At 38.9% G+C, this 19596-nt stretch carries 15 protein-coding genes and 1 riboswitch; of the genes, 5 read left to right on the forward strand and 10 right to left on the reverse strand.

The features are described from left to right. Window positions 1-172 precede the first annotated feature (172 nt). On the reverse strand, window positions 173-1093 hold the full coding sequence (gene rsgA, locus EZ449_RS07900) for a ribosome small subunit-dependent GTPase A (protein ID WP_131557423.1): 921 nt from the start codon (window positions 1091-1093) through the stop codon (window positions 173-175). A 322-nt stretch (window positions 1094-1415) separates the two neighbouring features. Here rsgA and EZ449_RS07905 point away from each other — a divergent pair, with 322 nt between their 5' ends. From EZ449_RS07905 to thrC, 4 genes are all read left to right on the forward strand, one after another. After that, a complete protein-coding gene (locus EZ449_RS07905; protein WP_131557425.1) occupies window positions 1416-1862 on the forward strand; it encodes a GyrI-like domain-containing protein in 447 nt (148 codons plus the stop codon). A 677-nt stretch (window positions 1863-2539) separates the two neighbouring features. Beyond that, entirely contained in the window at window positions 2540-4984 is a 2445-nt protein-coding gene (gene thrA / locus EZ449_RS07910) for a bifunctional aspartate kinase/homoserine dehydrogenase I (protein ID WP_131557427.1), read from the forward strand. Window positions 4985-5109: 125 nt separating this feature from the next. Next, window positions 5110-6132: a homoserine kinase gene (locus tag EZ449_RS07915; RefSeq protein WP_225872263.1), complete on the forward strand. Its 1023-nt coding sequence runs from the start codon at window positions 5110-5112 to the stop codon at window positions 6130-6132. Window positions 6133-6315: 183 nt separating this feature from the next. Then, window positions 6316-7623, forward strand: a complete 1308-nt coding sequence (gene thrC / locus EZ449_RS07920; RefSeq protein WP_131557429.1) for a threonine synthase — start codon at window positions 6316-6318, stop codon at window positions 7621-7623. Between the two features lie 25 nt (window positions 7624-7648). Here the strand turns inward: thrC and EZ449_RS07925 are convergent, their stop codons facing one another. The 9 genes from EZ449_RS07925 to murQ form a co-directional block, all read right to left on the reverse strand. Beyond that, window positions 7649-8515, reverse strand: a complete 867-nt coding sequence (locus tag EZ449_RS07925) for a hypothetical protein (RefSeq protein ID WP_131557432.1) — start codon at window positions 8513-8515, stop codon at window positions 7649-7651. A 78-nt stretch (window positions 8516-8593) separates the two neighbouring features. After that, a complete protein-coding gene (locus EZ449_RS07930) occupies window positions 8594-9148 on the reverse strand; it encodes a hypothetical protein (protein ID WP_131557434.1) in 555 nt (184 codons plus the stop codon). Window positions 9149-9247: 99 nt separating this feature from the next. Beyond that, window positions 9248-9667, reverse strand: a complete 420-nt coding sequence (locus EZ449_RS07935; protein ID WP_131557436.1) for a tail fiber domain-containing protein — start codon at window positions 9665-9667, stop codon at window positions 9248-9250. A gap of 85 nt (window positions 9668-9752) precedes the next feature. Then, window positions 9753-10052 (reverse strand): hypothetical protein, encoded by a 300-nt coding sequence (locus EZ449_RS07940; protein WP_131557438.1) that lies wholly within the window; start codon window positions 10050-10052, stop codon window positions 9753-9755. A gap of 124 nt (window positions 10053-10176) precedes the next feature. Beyond that, window positions 10177-11130 (reverse strand): methylenetetrahydrofolate reductase, encoded by a 954-nt coding sequence (locus tag EZ449_RS07945; RefSeq protein WP_131557440.1) that lies wholly within the window; start codon window positions 11128-11130, stop codon window positions 10177-10179. 147 nt (window positions 11131-11277) lie between these two features. Then, window positions 11278-15006: a methionine synthase gene (metH, locus tag EZ449_RS07950; RefSeq protein ID WP_131557443.1), complete on the reverse strand. Its 3729-nt coding sequence runs from the start codon at window positions 15004-15006 to the stop codon at window positions 11278-11280. Between the two features lie 121 nt (window positions 15007-15127). Beyond that, a riboswitch (SAM riboswitch) is annotated at window positions 15128-15233 on the reverse strand. A gap of 115 nt (window positions 15234-15348) precedes the next feature. Beyond that, entirely contained in the window at window positions 15349-16104 is a 756-nt protein-coding gene (locus EZ449_RS07955; RefSeq protein ID WP_131557445.1) for a Bax inhibitor-1/YccA family protein, read from the reverse strand. 39 nt (window positions 16105-16143) lie between these two features. Then, on the reverse strand, window positions 16144-16710 hold the full coding sequence (locus EZ449_RS07960; protein WP_131557447.1) for a hypothetical protein: 567 nt from the start codon (window positions 16708-16710) through the stop codon (window positions 16144-16146). Window positions 16711-16897: 187 nt separating this feature from the next. After that, a complete protein-coding gene (gene murQ, locus EZ449_RS07965; protein ID WP_131557450.1) occupies window positions 16898-17704 on the reverse strand; it encodes an N-acetylmuramic acid 6-phosphate etherase in 807 nt (268 codons plus the stop codon). Between the two features lie 190 nt (window positions 17705-17894). Between murQ and EZ449_RS07970 the strand changes: the two genes are divergently transcribed. After that, complete coding sequence (locus EZ449_RS07970; RefSeq protein WP_131557452.1) at window positions 17895-19502, forward strand: S41 family peptidase; 1608 nt, start codon at window positions 17895-17897, stop codon at window positions 19500-19502. Window positions 19503-19596 lie beyond the last annotated feature (94 nt).

Consider the following 19596-nt stretch of genomic DNA (forward strand, 5'->3'; position numbering starts at 1 on the left):
CCCTAAATCCCCTAAGGGGACTTCTCCTTTCTAAAGTTTTAACCCCCAAACCCCCTAAAGGGGGCTTTTGACTTTCTATAGCTTTAGCACAACGCCAAAACATTTATTTTTGTTTATTGCACTCTTGCCTAACCTTCCTGTTATTCAGCTCCCCCTTTAGGGGGCTGGGGGGTTAATGCCTTGTATCGTTCCCATGAAAAATACTTAGGTAGCTTTCATATCTCGAAACGGCTATATTGCCCTCATTTACAGCTTCGATTACTGCACAGCCAGGCTCGTTAACATGGCGACAATTGTTAAAGCGGCAATCGTGCGAAGTTTTAAATATCTCTCTGAAAAAATGACCTAACTCTTCTTTTTCGATATCGATAACGCCTAATTCCCTAATGCCAGGTGTATCTACAATGAAACCACCTTGAGGCAATTCGAACATTTCTGCGAAAGTTGTGGTATGCTGTCCTTTATCGCTCCATTCTGAAACTTCACCTGTGCGCAAATCTCTGTCAGGCAATAAAGCATTGATTAAACTCGATTTCCCAACTCCTGAGTGACCTGAAATCAGTGTAATTTTATCCGTAATTAGCTCTTGAATTAGCGGAATATTGATGCCTTTCAAAGCCGAAACTTCGTAGCATGGATAACCAATGGCTTGGTAAATTTCCTTAAAATCTTGCAGAATTTCCAAACCCTCTTTGCTAAACAAATCGAGTTTATTAAAAACCAAAACCGCAGGCACATCATAAGCTTCGGCAGTTACTAAAAACCTGTCTATAAAACCTAACGATGTTCTTGGCGAAGCCAAAGTAACTACCAAAATAGCCATATCTAAATTAGCAGCTAAAATTTGAGCTTGCTTACTTAAGTTAATCGACTTGCGGATAATGTAGTTTTTTCGTGGCAGCATTTCGTTAATCAAACCCTGGTTACTATCTCTCTCCAAGTCAAATTTCACACGGTCGCCAACCGCGATGGGGTTAGTGGTTTTAATCCCTTTGATTCTGAATTTGCCCACAATACGGCAGTTGTAGCGTTCGCCGTTATCGGCCAAAACGTTGTACCAACTTCCCGTAGATTTAATAACTAAGCCCTGCATATTTGCATCAAAGGTAAGAAAAGGATGGAAGATGTAGGAGGTAAAAATGGAAGATGATTTTTAAGGATTTGGAAAGCAAAACCTGTACTTCATTTTAATGTTTGCCCTGCTGTACGCTTTATCCCGAAGAAATATCGGGATGCTCGCTGCCATCAGGTTTAGAAACTGAAGATTTTGCAATGAAACTTAGGTTTCTTGCAGGGTTTATATCCACCTTGTCATCCTTAGCTTAGCGTAAGGTTAAGGCAAAAAGGTCTTCGACAGGCTCAGACTGACAATATTAATATTATAGATTCTCTTATCTTCGCTTAAAATCTAACTCATGGAAAACTTCAAAATTATTGGTATATCTATAGAAACCACTAACCAAAATAATCAAGCGGCATCTGACTTAGGTAAACTTTGGCAAAGATTTTATGCTGAGGAAATCTTCAATAAAATCCCTGATAAAGAAAGTGAGGACGTTTATGCCATTTATACCGATTATGAAAGTGACTACACAGGTAAATACACCAGCATTATCGGGCAAAGAGTAGGTTCTTTAGAAAGCATTCCAGATGGATTGATTGGCAGAAAAATTAAAAATGAAAAACTTTTTAAATATATAGCTAAAGGCGAAATGCCCAATGCAGTTGTAGAAACTTGGCAAGAAATCTGGGCTAATGATGCTACATTAAACAGAAGTTATGTTGCCGATTTTGAAGTTTATGGAGAAAAATCTCTGCAAGGAGCGGATTCGGAAGTAGAGATTTTTATAGGTATTGAATAGGAGATTACTATTTTTCTAGATAAGGCCTCAACCGCTTATATTCTTTTCTTGATTCTTTTTGTTTTATGGCAACAATGATAACGCCCGCTGGCGCACGCGTGTCGCGTGTGCAACTTCAATATGTACACAAGAAATTTTTATTATTTCGAATGTCTAACCCACCATACCGGCAACAAACTCAGATAGTACCTTAACCCTAATTAAATTAAACCTGATCGCAACGGCAGCCTCCGATTTTTCATCGGAGCTACAGTGGAGAGCAGGACTGCTACATCCGAAGAGTTACTGAAGCACCTTTTCTAATGGTTGTAATATCAACCACCCTGCCCTACGGGCACCCCTCCTTAAAAAAAGGAGGGGAGTTAAACCTACCGCCCAATAATCTAAATCAGTTTTCGGTTCAGAAAATGTATTCATTTCATCTCATTAAACGTTTTATTAAAATATTTTCAAATAAATTTCGAAATCGTTTGCAATTAAGAAAAATAATCTGCTTCTTTACGGTGTAGATAATACACAGGAAGAAATGAATTTTAACACTTCGATTATTACAACGATTATTATTACCACCGGGATAAACCAGCGGGGCTAATTTGTTGTAAGTTGAATTAAAAACATAAAAACACAGAAAGCGTCCCGACACAAATCGGGGCGCTTTTTTTTTAAACCCAAACCAAATGAAAGTATTAAAATTCGGCGGCACATCCGTAGGTTCGGCCGAGAACATTAAAACGCTGCTGAGCATAGTGGCCAAAGAAAAATTACAAAGCAATCCGGTAGTTGTATTATCGGCAATGAGTGGCGTAACCAATTTGCTTACCGACATGGCCGAAAGGGCCGAACGTGGCGAAGATTACGATGCGAGTTTAAAAGAAATTGAGGCGAAACATTTCGCGGTTATTCGTTCGCTTTTACCGGCAGCGGCACAAAACCCGGTATTTACCCGCTTGAAAATCTTTTTTAATGAGCTGGAAGATTTATTGCAGGCAGTAACCAACCTCCGCGAGTTGAGTTTGCAAACCAAAGACCAGATTTTGAGCTACGGCGAACGTTGCTCATCGTTTATGATTGCGCACATCGCCTCGCAGCAATTCGTTGAAGCGCTGTATGTGAACGGTTCGGAATTAATTAAAACTGATAGTAATTTCGGGCAGGCAAAGGTTGATACCGACCTAACCGAAATGTTGATTAACGATTTTTATAAGGCGAATAAAAGCACGGTTTTATTTGTTACGGGTTTCATTGCCAGCAATGCGGCAGGCAGAGTGACAACTTTAGGTCGTGGCGGTTCTGATTACACTGCAGCAGTTTGGGGAGCAGCTTTAAATGCCGAGGAAATTGAAATCTGGACGGATGTAAACGGAATGATGACTGCCGACCCACGCATCGTGAAAAAGGCCTTTTCGTTGCCTGAATTGAGTTATACGGAAGCAATGGAATTGAGTTATTTCGGAGCGAAAGTGATTTATCCGCCAACGATGATTCCGGCTTTCATGAAGAAAATCCCGATTGTAATCAAGAATACTTTTGAACCTGATTTTTCAGGAACCTATATTAAAAGCGATGTGAAAGCATCAAGTCTGCCAATTAAAGGCATCTCTTCTATCGACCACATCAGTATCATTAACCTTACCGGAAGCGGTATGGTGGGTAAAGCTGGTTTCAGCGGAAGATTGTTTTCTTTGCTTTCTCGCGAACAGATTAACGTGGTGTTGATTACCCAATCTTCATCTGAGCATAGCATAACTTTCGCGGTTAAACCGACTGATGCCGGACAGGCGATCTCGTTAATTAAAAAGGAGTTTGAATTGGAACTGGATGCCAATAAACTTGCTTTACCGGAAGTGGAAAATAATTTGGCAGTGTTAGCCATCGTAGGCGAAAACATGAAACGTACGCCGGGTATGAGCGGAAGATTGTTTAATGCTTTGGGCAGAAATGGCATCAACGTTCGGGCGATTGCGCAAGGTTCTTCTGAATATAATATCTCGGTAATTATCAACGCAGCCGATTTATCGAAAGCCGTAAATGCTGTTCACGATGCTTTCTTCACCGATTTAAAACGTACGCTGAACATTTTCTGTTTGGGAACCGGAAATATCGGCAAAACGTTGTTCAACCAATTGAAAGAGCAAATGCCATTTTTGGCAGCTAATAATGATTTACAGGTTAAAGTTGCGGGAATCAGCAATACCAGAAAAATGATTTTCAACCCCGAGGGTTTATCTCTTGAAGATTGGGAAACGAACTTAGTCATGAATGGTGAACAAGCGGATTTGGCTAGTTTTGTCGAACGTATGAAAGCCTTAAATTTACCAAACTGCGTTTTCGTGGATAACACAGCAGCAGAATCGCCGATTGAGTTTTATCAGGGCATTTTCGAAAGCAGCATCTCCGTAGTAACTTGTAATAAAAAAGGAAACTCTGCTGATTTCGCCCAATATAAATCGTTTAAAGATACGGCCCGTAAATTCGGTGTAGATTTTTATTACGAAACCAATGTTGGTGCAGGTTTGCCTATCATTCGTACTTTGAGAGAATTGATGATGAGTGGTGATAAAGTGGCTCGTATTGAGGCAATTTTATCAGGAACCATTTCTTACATATTCAACAATTTTAAAGGCGATGCAGGTTTTTACGAAACGGTTAAAGAAGCGCAGGAATTGGGCTACACCGAACCCGACCCTCGCGATGATTTGAACGGAAAGGATTTCATGCGTAAAATGTTGATTCTGGCTCGTGATGCCGGTTATCCTTTGGAAGCCGTGGATGTAAAAATCGATAATATTTTACCCGAAGCTTGCTTAAATGCCACTTCTGTGGAGGATTTCTACGCTGAATTACAAAAAAACTCGGCCTACTTCGAAGAATTGAAAACTAAGGCAGCAAACGACAAAAAAGTATTACGCTACATCGGAAAACTCGAAGATGGCAATGTCGAAATTAGTCTGCAAATGGTAGATGATAGTCATCCGTTCTATATGCTTTCAGGAAGTGATAACATTATTTCGTTCACAACGGATAGGTACAAATCTCGTCCGTTGGTGGTAAAAGGGCCAGGTGCAGGTGCAGAAGTTACCGCAGCGGGTGTTTTTGCTGATATTATAAATGTTGGGGCATAAATCCCATAATCTAGCCCCCGAAGGGGGAACTAAAGGCGAGGTGGAAATAGATAGAGCAAAAAAACCAAAATAAATGATTAGCGTATAACTCAGTTTTTAACCCTGAAAACAATATTTAAAATATAATGTCAAAAAATATAAATAACAATTCAAGCCCTGCTGAGACGCTAGATATTACCTCTAGAAAGGCAAAAGCCCCCTTTGGGGGTTTGGGGGATTTGAATTCTATCCGCGTTTTCGCTCCAGCAACCGTTGCCAACGTTGTTTGTGGTTTCGACGTGTTGGGTTTCGCAGTTAACGAACCAGGCGATGAGGTAGAAATGCGCTTGGTAACCGAGCCTGGTGTTCGATTATTAAAAATTACCGGCGATGATGGTCGTTTGCCTTTAGATGCTGCAAAAAATACGGTGAGTGCAAGTGTTCAACATTATTTGAAACACATTGGTAGAGAAGATGTTGGCGTTGAAATAGAACTCCACAAAAAAATGCCTATCGGAAGCGGCTTGGGTTCGAGCTCTGCCAGTACGGTTGCGGGTTTATTTGCCATTAACAAACTGATGGGCGATTTATTAACCGCAAAAGAATTGGTTCCCTTTGCCATGAAAGGCGAGGAATTGGCTTGTGGGTATGGTCATGCCGATAACGTTGCTCCGGCGATTTTAGGGGGCTTTGTTTTGGTGAGAAGTTATGAACCTTTGGATGTAATTTCCTTACCAACACCTGCCGGAATGTATGCTGCAATTGTTTATCCTGAAGTTGATGTTCCTACAAAAGATGCCCGTCAGATGATTCGCAGCAAGGTATTTTTAAAAGATGCTGTTACCCAATGGGGAAATGTAGCGGGTTTGGTTAGCGGGTTATTCATGAACGATTTCGATTTAATTGGCCGTAGTATGAAAGATGTGCTGGTAGAACCGACACGTTCAATCTTGATTCCGGGCTTTGAAGAAATGAGAACCATTGCCATGGAAAACGGCGCCATCGGCTTTGGAATTTCAGGCTCAGGCCCATCAGTTTTCGCATTGACGAAAGATGAGGAAACGGCTAAGAAAATAACCAAAGCACAACAATTATATCTTCAAAAAATTAATATTAATAGCAAAGCTTACGTTTCTTCGGTTAACGCCGAGGGACCGAGAGTAATGTAAATATGTATAATGGGAGATTGAAAATGGAAGATGTGAAAATACACTATACATCTTACCAGCTCCTCGTTCTGTGTCCCCACAGAACGAAAATAATACATGATGGTCTGTGGGGACACAGACCATGGATAAAATGAATATCAAGATTGGACTATCCAAACAATTAAACAATAAAGCAGTTTAACAATGCAACTTTATAGCACCAACAATAAATACCTACGTGTTTCCTTTAAAGAAGCCGTTTTTAACAGCATGCCGCAGGATAAAGGCTTGTACATGCCTGTGGAAATTCCTCAATTAGATGCTGATTTTATAGGCAATATCGAAAAATATTCTTTGCCGGAAATTGCTTATAAAATAGCCTCAACCCTGTTAAAAGATGAAATTCCTGCTGAAGATTTAAAAGCATTAATTGAAGATGCCATTAACTTTGAGGCACCGGCGGTAAAGCTTGACGATAACACTTTTGTTTTGGAACTTTTCCACGGACCATCATTGGCCTTTAAAGATTTTGGTGCTCGTTTTATGAGCAGAGTGATGGCTTATTTCCTGAAAGACGGCGAACAATTATTAGATGTTCTTGTAGCCACATCAGGCGATACAGGTGGTGCAGTTGCCTTAGGTTTCTTAGGTGTACCAAATACAAGAGTTACCATTCTTTATCCGGAGGGAAAAGTGAGTCCGATACAGGAATTGCAGTTAACCACCAACGCCGAAAACATCAGAGCAGTTCAGGTTAAAGGTACATTTGATGATTGCCAGGCTTTAGTTAAACAAGCTTTTGCTGATGAGGAACTGAACGCAAAATTCCGTCTGACTTCTGCCAATTCGATTAATATTTCGAGGTTAATTCCGCAGACATTCTATTATTTCAACACTTATGCTCAACTGAAAAAACAGGGTTTAAATGATGTAATTTTCTCCGTTCCAAGTGGAAATTTCGGCAACATTGGTGCAGGTTTATTGGCTTATAAATTAGGTTTGCCCGTTAAACAGTTTATCGCGGCAACAAATATAAATGATACGGTTCCCCGCTTTCTGGAAAGCGGTATTTACGAAACCAAACCATCAACCCAAACCTATTCAAACGCCATGGATGTTGGCGCACCAAGCAATTGGGTTCGCATTATGGATTTGTTTAATGGCGATGTTGATACATTGAAAAAAGTGGTTACTTCTTATCGTTTCAATGATGAAGAAACGCTTGCTGGCATCAAAGAAATCGATTCGAAATTTGATTATGTTGCTTGTCCACATACGGCGATTGCATATTTGGCCATTGAAAAATTTAGAGAAGAAAATCCAGACGATGAAAGTGCAGCCGTTTTCTTATCAACAGCACACGCCTGCAAGTTCCCTGATATTTTTCCAAAAGAAATTGCGGCTAAAATTAAAATTCCCGAGCAAGTAAAAGCTTTGGAAAGCAAACCACAACACGCAGACAAATTGAATGTAGATTTTGAGGGTTTTAAGAATTATTTACTGAAAGGTTAAACGTATAAAAATGTAATTATCGGGGCTACAAAGGTTTGTCGACCCGATTTAATGGAATAATTAAAACATCATCGGCTACCAATTCTTGTTCAACTTTCCGTTTCCACCACCAAGTGTAGATGTAAAACTCCACTATTGGAATTAACAGGATCAGAAATAATAAAAAAAAAGTGCTTTTAATGAGTGCATTTATTTTCGCTGAAACCAATTCATCTACTTTTTCTGTGAGCCTAATTTTTATAGATTCTTCTATCTTTTTAGGCTCCAAAGTATTTAAGGTGGCAACCAGCGCCTTTAAATCATTGTAACTTAAATCCTCGATTTTTACATGTCCTCTTCCCGCCGCAAGCAGCATTCCGTATAAGCTTGCACTGTAAATATCTTCTTTATATTTATCGAAAATATAAAACGCCAGTTTGTTTTTGCCGTTATCAACAAAGCCGATTCCTACATTTTTAGATGCCACATATTTACTTAAAGCAACTGCAGTATTTTTAGTGCCTGCTTGAATTTCGATGGTACCATCTTGAATCTTTCGGATAAAATTATTTCGCAGTTCGGGTGTTTCAAAAGCCATCACTGCTGCTTGCTCATAAATTTGAGATACAATTCGGTTTTCTTCTTTTTTGATGATGCTTTTTGCTGCAAAAATAAAGGCAAGGTGAATGGAAAAATAAATGAAAGCGCCCATGCTGGCTACAATATAAAGCTTAGCCCCCCAGTTGTAATATTTTGGTGCTCTTTTATAGAACTGTTTCTTCCATAAAATTAAATTATATATCAACCCACAAACAATCCCAACAATAAAAAATAATATAAGGTAAAGAATTAGCGTTCCAACGTGTGGTATAACAATTTCCTTTAGCAAACTCCACCAGTCTACTTTATTCAAGAATTTCATTTTAAAATGGATAAAAAATTTAAAAAATAATTAGATAACAATAGGGAATCGCAATCAATTATAGTTTAATTATTTCCACTTATCCAGCTTATCCCAATACTCCTTAACATAGGTTTTTAGGCTCTCGGGTAACGATACATAATTAGCACTAAAGGTATTTTTCTTGTCAGGGGTTTCAGTTATTGTGTAACTTTCCCCTTTATGCATCAACAAAAGGCTCACCGATAGTTGGTTTTTCATATCAGTATCGTGAAAACTATAGATGAATAAAGCATCAACCTGTTTATCCTTATCGGCATCGCCGAAAGCCTTTCTAGCACCCCAAATGCTAATTATACCTTTGTACGTGATGGCGTTTTGCTGCACTAATTTCCATACCTCATTTATTTTGGTGAATTTCTCTGCATATAAAGTATCTGGATTACTACCAGATTTTACTTTCGAAAACACAAAGATGTTTTTCGATGAAGCATCATCTATCCGATCAACCATCATTGCCCTAGTTCCCTTAAACTTAAATGGCGCATCTTTCAAATCATCCACACTCATTGAGATGGAAGTAATTTGAGCATGAAGATAATTTAGGGATAGGGAAAGGATGATGATTAGAGCGGTTTTTTTCATATAATGATTTTAATTTGTTTGAATCTACACTAAATATATTATTAAATAAAAAAGGCTGAGATTTTCATCCCAGCCTCCAAACTAAAAACTAAAAAAAAACTATTTCGCATTTTGAGCCTTGAGGCTATTTATTTCTCTTTTGAGCTCATCAATTTGCTGTTGCTGCTCTTTTATGCTACCCACTAGTAAAGGGATTAGGCTTTCGCTATCAACCTTGGTTATGTTGGCAGAACTGAAAGCATTTTTACCTGCTGGATATTGTTTCGCTTGCACATTCACCACTGATGGAACCGCAGCTTTTGCATCTACGCCTACAAATCCATACTGAGAAGTCGACGGGAGTTTCAGTTTTTCAGCCCAAGCTTTATCGTAATTAAAAGTTACAGGCTGAAGCTTTGAAACCATCTCCAAAGCCTTTTCAATTGGTTTTACATTTTGTTGCGCAACTTCTTGTGCGCTTATTTTTAGAGATGCCGATATTAAAAATACGGCAAAAGAAAATGAAATTGCTCGTTTCATAGTATAATGATATTTGAAATTAATGAAATAGTGAGTTACTTTCCACTGCTTAAAACAGGGAATTAATCGAAAAAAATGAGTCGTATTAAACTGACGGAGGAGGTGTTAAAACCTCGGGGAAATAATTTGGTTTACTAAAGTGAATAGGACTAATCACTTTTTTACAGCTTTGTAATGCATAAAGGTTATCCTCAAAAAGAAAAACACTATGAACCAGACATTCGGTCTCGATTTTCTTCTCTTCTTTTTCTGTTGCATCGTTAGTAGCAACATTTTCAATATCTACAGATGAATTGCCAAAATACCATACCACATTGCTAACCTTTAAGAACAAGGTGAGCGCAATAGCTACAATAAATAGATATTTTGGGCTTTTGATATTCATTAGCTACAAATATAAGTTGTTCAGTTTAAGAATATTCATTTGTATGTAAAGTTCTGGTGGCATAAAAAAATCCGTTATTCATAACCTAGAATAATGGATTTTATAAAGTAAATGCTTGTGTAGATTAAAATATTGCCTTTGCAATTTCCTTTGTTTGGCCGGGCCTACCCATGGTATAAAAGTGCAAGACCGGAGCACCAAAATCCATCAATTCCTTAGCTTGCTTAATCATCGCCGCTGTTCCAATTTCCTTTGCTTCGGCGTTACTTTTGGCATAAGATAAAGCATCTGTTAATTCCTCTGGCAAATCTATGTGAAAGATTTTTGGCAACACATTTAGTTGCGAAAGCGTACTAATTGGCTTCAAACCAGGTATAATCGGCACATTGATATCATTTTCTCTGCACTTTTTAACGAAATAAAAATACTTCTGATTATCGAAAAACATTTGGGTTACAATAAACTCAGCACCCATATCTACTTTCTTTTTCAAAAATTTAAAATCAGCATTTAAGTTGGGCGCCTCGAAATGCTTTTCTGGGTATCCGGCAACGCCGATACAGAAATCACTTTTAAAGGTTTCGATATCCTCGTGTAAAAACTTGCCTTCGTTGTGATTTTTAATATGCTCAATTAAATCCGTCGCATAGCAATGTCCGCCTTTGGTAGGTACGAAAGAATGATCGGCAGCACGGGCATCGCCACGTAACGCCAAAACATTGTCAATTCCCAAAAACTGTAAATCGATCAATGCATTTTCTGTTTCTTCTTTCGTAAAACCGCCGCAAATTAAATGCGGAACAGCATCGATATTATATTTATGAATAATGGCAGCGCAAATGGCAATCGTTCCCGGGCGTTTACGGTAAGAAACCTTTTGCAACAATCCATTTTCTTGCTCTTTGTAAATATAATCTTCCCTCAAAGAGGTTACATCAATAAAGGGTGGATTAAACTCCAATAAAGGATCAATGGCATCGTAAATCCATTGAATACTTTGTCCTTTAATTGGCGGCAAAAGTTCGAATGAGAATAAGGTTTTACCCTTTGCGTTTTTTATATGGTCTGTAATTTTCATACCTATTTTATATCTGTCATGCTGAGGCACGAGGCATCTCTAACATTTTAGCAGTAATTCTTTTGTTGCTTACTTCCGTAAATTAATGATTTGTGTTCTTGGCTTGGAGATCCTTCGTTCCTCAGGATGACAGAAAGCAGAACAACTTTAATAAGCCAAATTCGGTCCTAACCACCGCTCTACTTCTTCAATTGGCATTGCTTTTCGTTCTGCATAATCCTCAATCTGATCTTTGGTTATTTTCCCTAATCCGAAATATCTCGATTCTGGATGAGCAAAGTAAAAACCACTCACGGCAGCTGTTGGATACATGGCATAACTTTCGGTTAATCGCAAGCCAATCTCATTTTCGGCATCAAGCAATTGGAATAAAGTTCCTTTTTCGGTATGTTCCGGACAAGCTGGATAACCTGGCGCCGGACGAATACCCGCATATTCTTCCTTAATTAATTCTTGATTACTTAAATTTTCCTCCTTGGCATAACCCCAATATTCCTTACGAACTCGCTCATGCATACGTTCTGCAAATGCTTCTGCCAACCTATCCGCTAATGCTTTTACCATGATGCTATTATAGTCGTCGTAATTCGCTTCAAACTCGGCAACCAATTCATCAACACCAATTCCAGTTGTAACCGCAAATCCACCAAAATAATCTTGGATTCCTGTTTCTTTCGGAGCGATAAAATCTGATAAAGCATAATAAGGTTGTCCATCAACTTTTTCTGCCTGCTGGCGGAGGGTGTGAATGGTTACGGACGATGGAAGATGGCCAATGGACGATGGAAGATGGCCAATGGATGATGGTTTTTCATTTCCATTTTCCATATTACCTCTTACATCCAATACAATATCGTCTCCTACCGAATTCGCTGGCCAAAAGCCTATTACGCCTCTCGCAGTTAGTAATTTTTCATCCAAGATTCGTTTTAATAATACCTGAGCATCATCAAAAAGTTTCTTGGCCTCATCGCCAACATTTTTATCAGCAAATATTTTTGGATAACTGCCACGAAGTTCCCAAGTATGGAAGAAAGGTGTCCAATCAATGTACGGAACCAATTCTTCTAACGGATAATTATCGAAAACTCTCGTTCCGGTAAATTCAGGAACTGGAAGATCCTCTTTAAAATCGATTTTAAACTTGTTTTCACGAGCCTGCTCTATTGTTTTAAAACGCTTGTCAGATCGTTTGTTTAAATGTGCTTCACGAGCTTTATCGTACTCTGCTCTAATTCCAGCAACGTACTCATCCTTTGTTTCTGGATTCATTAACGTGCTGCAAACGGTAACACTTCTCGACGCATCCAAAACGTGAATTGCTGGTCCGGAATAGTTTGGCGCAACCTTAACCGCAGCATGAATACGAGAAGTTGTAGCGCCGCCAATAATCAATGGAATGGTAAAACCCTCACGCTCCATTTCTTTGGCAAAGTGAACCATTTCATCTAACGATGGCGTAATCAATCCACTTAAACCAATAATATCGGCATTTATTTCTTTGGCTTTTTTAATGATTTCCTGCGCAGGAACCATTACGCCCATATCTATAATTTCAAAGTTATTACAAGCCAAAACTACGCCTACAATATTCTTTCCAATATCATGAACATCACCTTTTACAGTAGCCATTAAAACTCGTCCAGCAGATGAACTTTGGTTTTGATCGGGATTATCTAGTTTTTCCTGCTCGATAAAAGGCAACAAATAAGCAACAGCCTTTTTCATTACCCTTGCAGATTTTACCACTTGAGGCAGGAACATTTTTCCTGCACCAAATAAATCTCCAACAATGTTCATCCCATCCATCAACGGACCTTCGATTACTTGGATTGGTCTAGCGTATTTCTGACGAGCTTCTTCCACATCATCATCTAAATATTCTACAATTCCTTTTACTAACGAATGCGATAATCTTTCCTCAACCGTTCCTTTTCTCCATTCTTCATCACGAACAATTTCTTTGCCTTTACTTTTGATGGTATCGGCGTATTCAACCAAACGCTCGGTTGCATCCTCACGGCGATTAAGCAAAACATCCTCTACCCTTTCCAACAATTCTGGCGGAATCTCTTGATAAACCTCAAGCATACCAGCATTTACGATTCCCATATCTAATCCAGCTTGAATAGCATGGTAAAGAAAGGCGGAATGCATCGCTTCCCGAACCGTATTATTTCCTCGAAAAGAGAACGAAATATTGGAAACTCCTCCGCTTACTTTAGCATGAGGTAGGTTTTCTTTTATCCACCTTGTGGCATTTATAAAATCGACTGCATAATTATTATGCTCTTCCAGTCCTGTAGCAACGGTTAAAATATTTGGATCAAAAATAATGTCTTCGGCAGGGAAACCAATCTCATGAACCAAGATATCGTAACTTCTCTTACAGATTTCTTTTCTACGCTCATAGTTATCGGCTTGACCTTTTTCATCAAAAGCCATTACTACAACGGCAGCACCATATTGCATAATCTTGCGGGCACTTTCACGGAATTTATCCTCTCCTTCTTTTAAAGATATGGAGTTAACAATTCCCTTTCCTTGCAAACATTTCAAACCATTTTCAATCACCGACCACTTAGATGAATCGACCATGATGGGCAGTTTTGCAATATCCGGCTCAGAAGCAATTAAGTTTAAGAACTTAGTCATGGCAGCTTCCGAATCCAGCATTCCTTCATCCATATTCACATCGATTACCTGCGCACCACCTTCTACTTGTTGCAAGGCAACGGCAAGGGCAGCTTCGTAATCGCCCCCTAAAATCAGTTTAGAAAATTTTGGAGAACCAGTAATATTTGTTCTTTCGCCGATGTTCACGAAAATGCTTTCTGGTGTGATGGTAACGGGTTCTAACCCGCTTAAGCGCATGAATGGCTCAATTTTAGGGATTTTTCTTGGTGATGCTTTTCTAGCATTCTTAGCAATGCAGCCAATATGCTCTGGTGTAGTACCACAACAACCACCTACGATATTCACAAAACCCGATTCAATAAAATCATCAACCAAATGTGCAGTTTCATGTGGCTGTTCATCATAAGCGCCAAATTCATTAGGCAAACCTGCATTTGGATAAGCTGAAACATAACACCCAGCTTTTGCAGCCAATTCCTCAATATGTGGACGCATTTCTTTTGCACCTAATGCACAGTTAAAACCAATACTCAATGGTTTGGCATGCATTACCGAGTTCAAAAAAGCTTCTGCCGTTTGTCCGGACAGTGTTCTGCCTGAGGCATCGGTAATGGTTCCAGAAATCATAATTTCCAGTTTACGACCGATAATTTCCTCGTATTTTTTGATGGCAACAATGGCCACTTTTGCATTTAAGGTATCGAAAATGGTTTCGATTAATAGCACATCAGAACCACCATCTACCAAACCACGAACTTGCTCGTAATAGGCAGTTTCCAGTTCATCAAAATAAACTGCCCTATAACCTGGGTCGTTTACATTTGGCGACATAGAAAGCGTACGATTGGTTGGGCCTATTGCACCAGCTACGAAACATTTCCGATCGGGATTGGCCGCCATAAATTCGTTAACGGCTTCCTTGGCAACACGAGCACCTTCAAAGCTCATCTCGTAAGAAAGATCTTCCATCTGGTAATCGGCCATGGAAATCCTTTGAGTACTAAAGGTATTGGTTTCGATAATATCGGCGCCAGCATTTAGATACTCTAGGTGTATAGCTTTTATAATATCTGGACGAGTGATATTCAGCAAATCGTTGTTGCCTTTTACATCGCAAGGATGGTTTGCAAAACGTTCACCTCTAAAATCGGCCTCCGTTAAAGTATATCGCTGAATCATGGTGCCCATCGCCCCATCAATCACCAAAATACGTTTCTCTAATTCTTCTCTTATACTCATTCTGTTATTAGATGTGGGATGGAAAATGGAAAATGGAAAGACACATCAAACATCTTACATTAAACATCTTACATCTCCAAAAAGGCTTATTCAAAAAGTTGGTACGTGAATCGTAATCCTAAACTTATCTGGTCCCGAATTTATTCGGGATAGAATGTAGCACCTTGTGTGGTCACAGGTTGCTAAGACTTCGTTGGGTCTAATCCCTCCGTCTTTCTTAATAAGCATACAAAAATGCAACAAAGCATCATCAATTCCAAAATTTATCGGTTAGCTACCAAATAAAATTACAAAGGCCACGCAAAACTGCATGGCCTTAAGAATATTGTTCTGTTTGGAGGATTATTTTTTTCCTCCGAAAATACGAAGTAAGAAAAGGAAGATGTTTAAGAAATCCAAGTATAATGATAAGGCAGCTACAATAGCCATCTTTTTAGACTCTACAGCCAAAACCTGTTCTCCACTTGCCTCAATACCTTCACCAATACGCTTAATTTTTTGAACATCATAAGCTGTTAAAGCTGTAAATATTGCAATACCAATGTATGCCATAAATAAACTAAAGCTTTCGCTCTGGATGAACATATTGATTACTGTTGCGATAACTAAACCAATTACACCAACCATTAAGATCGGTCCGAATTTGCTTAGATCGATATTTGTCGTGTACCCCATGAAGGCCATGATACCGAAAATACCAGCAGCACCAGCAAAACAGCTTACTACCGACCCTGATGTATATGTAAGGAGAATAAAGCTTAAACTAATTCCCGTTAGCACAGAATAAAGTACAAATACGCCTATTAACGACGGTAATGAAAGTTTACTTAAACCAAATCCCATTAACAAGACCAAGCCAAGTGGTGCAAACATGGCTATGTAGCCAAATATCGACATACCAACTTTCCCAGTTTCAGGATTAATTGTCATTAAGTATTGCATTAATTGTTCATTTGTACCGAACAGATATGCCGCAACAGTCGATAAGCTCAATGCTACAAACATCCATAAAAAGACATTTGCGAAGAACTTTTTAGAAACTGATCCTTCTTGCACAAAAACACTGTCCTTTTGATAATTATAATTTTGTTGTTCCATTTTAATTTTTATGTATTTAAACAGTATAAAAATAATATTTTAATTCAATCTTTTTGTCAGCAATTCTTCAACTTTTTTGTAGAACTGTAGCGGCTTAAGTGTTCGCCAGGGCATATTATCAAAAGCACCACCAAAGTTAATGTAATAATCAATGCTATTATCCCTAAACTCGGTAATTACATGTTCCTGAAAGTTTACACCAACAATCCAGCCATCTTCCACTTCTTGAAACCATTCTTCATAATAACTATCATCAGAAGCATGAAAGTTTAATACATTTTCTCCTATCAGGATAAATTTATCAATGCCTTCATCCATCATCAACTCCAAAATATCACGCTTCAATAACATGATATCGTTATTAATGGCATCGTTCCATTCGCCAATAAATTCTATAATGGCATAGCAGCGATCGTAATCTGCATACAAAACTTTCATGTAAAGCGTATTCGATCCAAACTCATCCCATTGAGGGTGTAATAAGAAGTTATAGATCTGCTTATCGAAATAAAGCTCAGAGTATTCGGTGTTGTAAAATGGAGAACGCTCATCTTCTGCCGAGATATAATCATCTCTCCATTGGTAATAAGGCTCTATTTCATGCATAATATTAAATTAGTGGATGATTTACTGGCGATCGATAAATAATTTTGAATGGGTGAGTTTTGAATGAGTGAATGGCTTACTGGCTATCGAAAATAAATTTTGAATGAGTGAGTGTAGTTAAACGATCGCTATATTCTCTCATTCACTCATTCAAAATTCACCCATTATTCTCTAACTCAATCATTCCCTATTGTTGCCCTGCCTCTACAGCTTTTCTCACACTTCCGTATTGTGATAATAAACTTGCGGCTTCATCATATTCAATGTTCAATTCATCGGCCACCATTTGCGTTCCGCGATCTACCAATTTATTATTGGTTAACTGCATATCCACCATTTTGTTTCCGACAACACGACCCAATTGAACCATTACTGTGGTACTCAGCATGTTTAAAACCAATTTTTGAGCAGTTCCAGATTTCATACGCGTTGAACCCGTAATAAATTCAGGTCCTACTACAACCTCAACAGGAAAGTCAGACTCAGCAGCAATTGGCCCGCCGGTATTGCAAACTATGCATCCCGTTAAAATACCATGTTTGCGAGCCGTGTTTAAACCGCCTATCACATAAGGCGTAGTACCAGACGCGGCCAAACCCACTAAGCAATCCTTTTCGTTGATGTTAAACTCTTGAAGATCTTTCCAGGCCTGCACATCATCATCTTCGGCGAATTCTACCGCTTTTCTAATTGCAGTATCGCCACCGGCAATTATACCCACCACCCAATCAAAAGGTACACCGTAAGTTGGCGGACATTCGGATGCATCCACAACGCCCAAACGGCCACTTGTACCAGCACCAATATAAAAAAGACGACCGCCTTTTTTCATTCGCTCGGCAACAGCCGACGTTAATTTTTCTATTTGAGGCAAAGATTTCTCAACTGCATAGGCAACAGTTTTATCTTCGTTGTTAATGCCCTGCAGAACTTCCAACACAGACATTTCATCAATGTGGTTATAATTAGAATCTTGCTCGGTAACTCTATTCATAAAATTAATTTTGATAAAATTCGGTAAATTCTTTCTAAAAACTACCCTAAAGACCCAAAAATATGTGTCATAAATTTCAAATGGCACATCTACCCCGTTAATTTATGTTAAATATTAGAAACAAAAGACACGAAATTACCGTTAAAAAATAGACCAACTCGCTAATTTTCATAAATTTGCAGTAAGGCTGATGAAAAAAAATACCCGTAATAATATATTAATTGCAATAAGCTATTCTGTGATTTTAATAGTGGGTATGGTTTTGGGCATAAAGTTCATCAAAGACCAAGGTTTTGGCGTTAAAAGAAGTCCGCAACTAGCCAGCAATAGCGACGGAAAATTAGCGGAAATTCTACACATCATCAACAAGAATTATGTCGATGATATCAATACAGATTCACTCGAAAATCTACCAATCGATAGCGTTTTACATCAATTAGATCCGCATAGTGTTTACTTGCCGCCAACAGATGCGCAAGATATGACCGACAATTTGGAAGGCAATTTCGAGGGTGTTGGGATAGAATATTACATGCTCAACGATACCATGATGGTAACTGGCGTAGTTAAGGATGGGCCGGCTTCTCAAGCTGGCATAAAACTGGGCGATAAAATCTTAAGCATAGATACCGCAGTTGTTAGTGGTAGAAATTTACCGAAGGATCAACTTACTGGCCGTTTTAGAGGTAAGGCAGGCAGTGGCGTTAGCGTAGTTTTAATGCACAACGGCACCCAAGCGCAAAGCCGTTTAATGGTTACCCGAGGCAAGGTAAACATTAGCAGTATTGATGCTGCCTACATGATAAATGCTGAAACGGGCTATGTTCGCATTAGTAAGTTTGGCGCCAATACCGATAGCGATTTTTCTGCAGCAGCCAACAATTTAAAAGCAAGGGGAATGAAAAAACTCATTCTCGATCTTCGCGATAATGGAGGTGGATATTTTTCTGCCGCCACAGGCTTGGCAGATCAATTTCTTGCTGAAAACAAGCTTATCGTTTACACGCAGGGCAAGCATGAGCCCCGAACCGATTATTTTTCTACTGGAACAGGCGCTTTCCAAAATGGAAAACTTGCTGTACTGATTAATGAAAACACCGCATCGGCCAGTGAAATTGTTGCAGGCGCCATTCAAGATTTAGGTCGTGGAATTATAGTTGGTCGCCGTTCTTTTGGAAAGGGCTTGGTTCAGGAACAGTTTGCCTTTGATGATGGTTCTGCGCTTAACCTGACCATTGCTAGATATTACACACCATCGGGTCGTAGCATCCAAAAATCGTATAAAAAAGGCTACGATGCCTACAAACACGAGTTGGATGAACGGATGATGGATGGTGAACTTACCGGAGATCATACCTCTTTTCAAGATTCTATAGAAAAAAATGAGGGTGTAAATGTTCAGCCGAATAAAAGGATTAAAACCAGCGGAGGTATTCAACCTGATGTATTTGTGAAGCTAGATACTTCGGGATACAATAAGTTTTACGCCAATTTGGTGAGCAAAAAAGTATTGTCAGATTATGTTTTCAATGTTTTAACAAATCGTTACAGCGCCAGTTTTATAGATCAGAACATCAATTCGTTTGCCTTGGGCGATACCGATTTTAGAGATTTTATTGGTTACATCCAACGTAAGAATGTCGCTATCGATCGGATGCAATTATACAGTTCGAAGGCTGTTATCTTAAACGATTTAAAGGCTTTGCTTTGCCGCTATTACCTTGGCGATGTTGGTTATTACCGAGCCGCAAACCAAACAGACAACGCTATTAAACAGGCACTCGTAAATTTGCAATAACTAATTTTCACTTACTTTTAGAAAAGCAAGGACAGCAGATTTTTTTAGTGTTCGTCCTGCTGTGCATTATAGCTTCGCAAAAAGCTCCGCTGCC

The organism is Pedobacter frigidisoli, from assembly GCF_004331675.1.
In the GTDB taxonomy this organism is placed as follows: Bacteria; Bacteroidota; Bacteroidia; order Sphingobacteriales; family Sphingobacteriaceae; genus Pedobacter; species Pedobacter frigidisoli.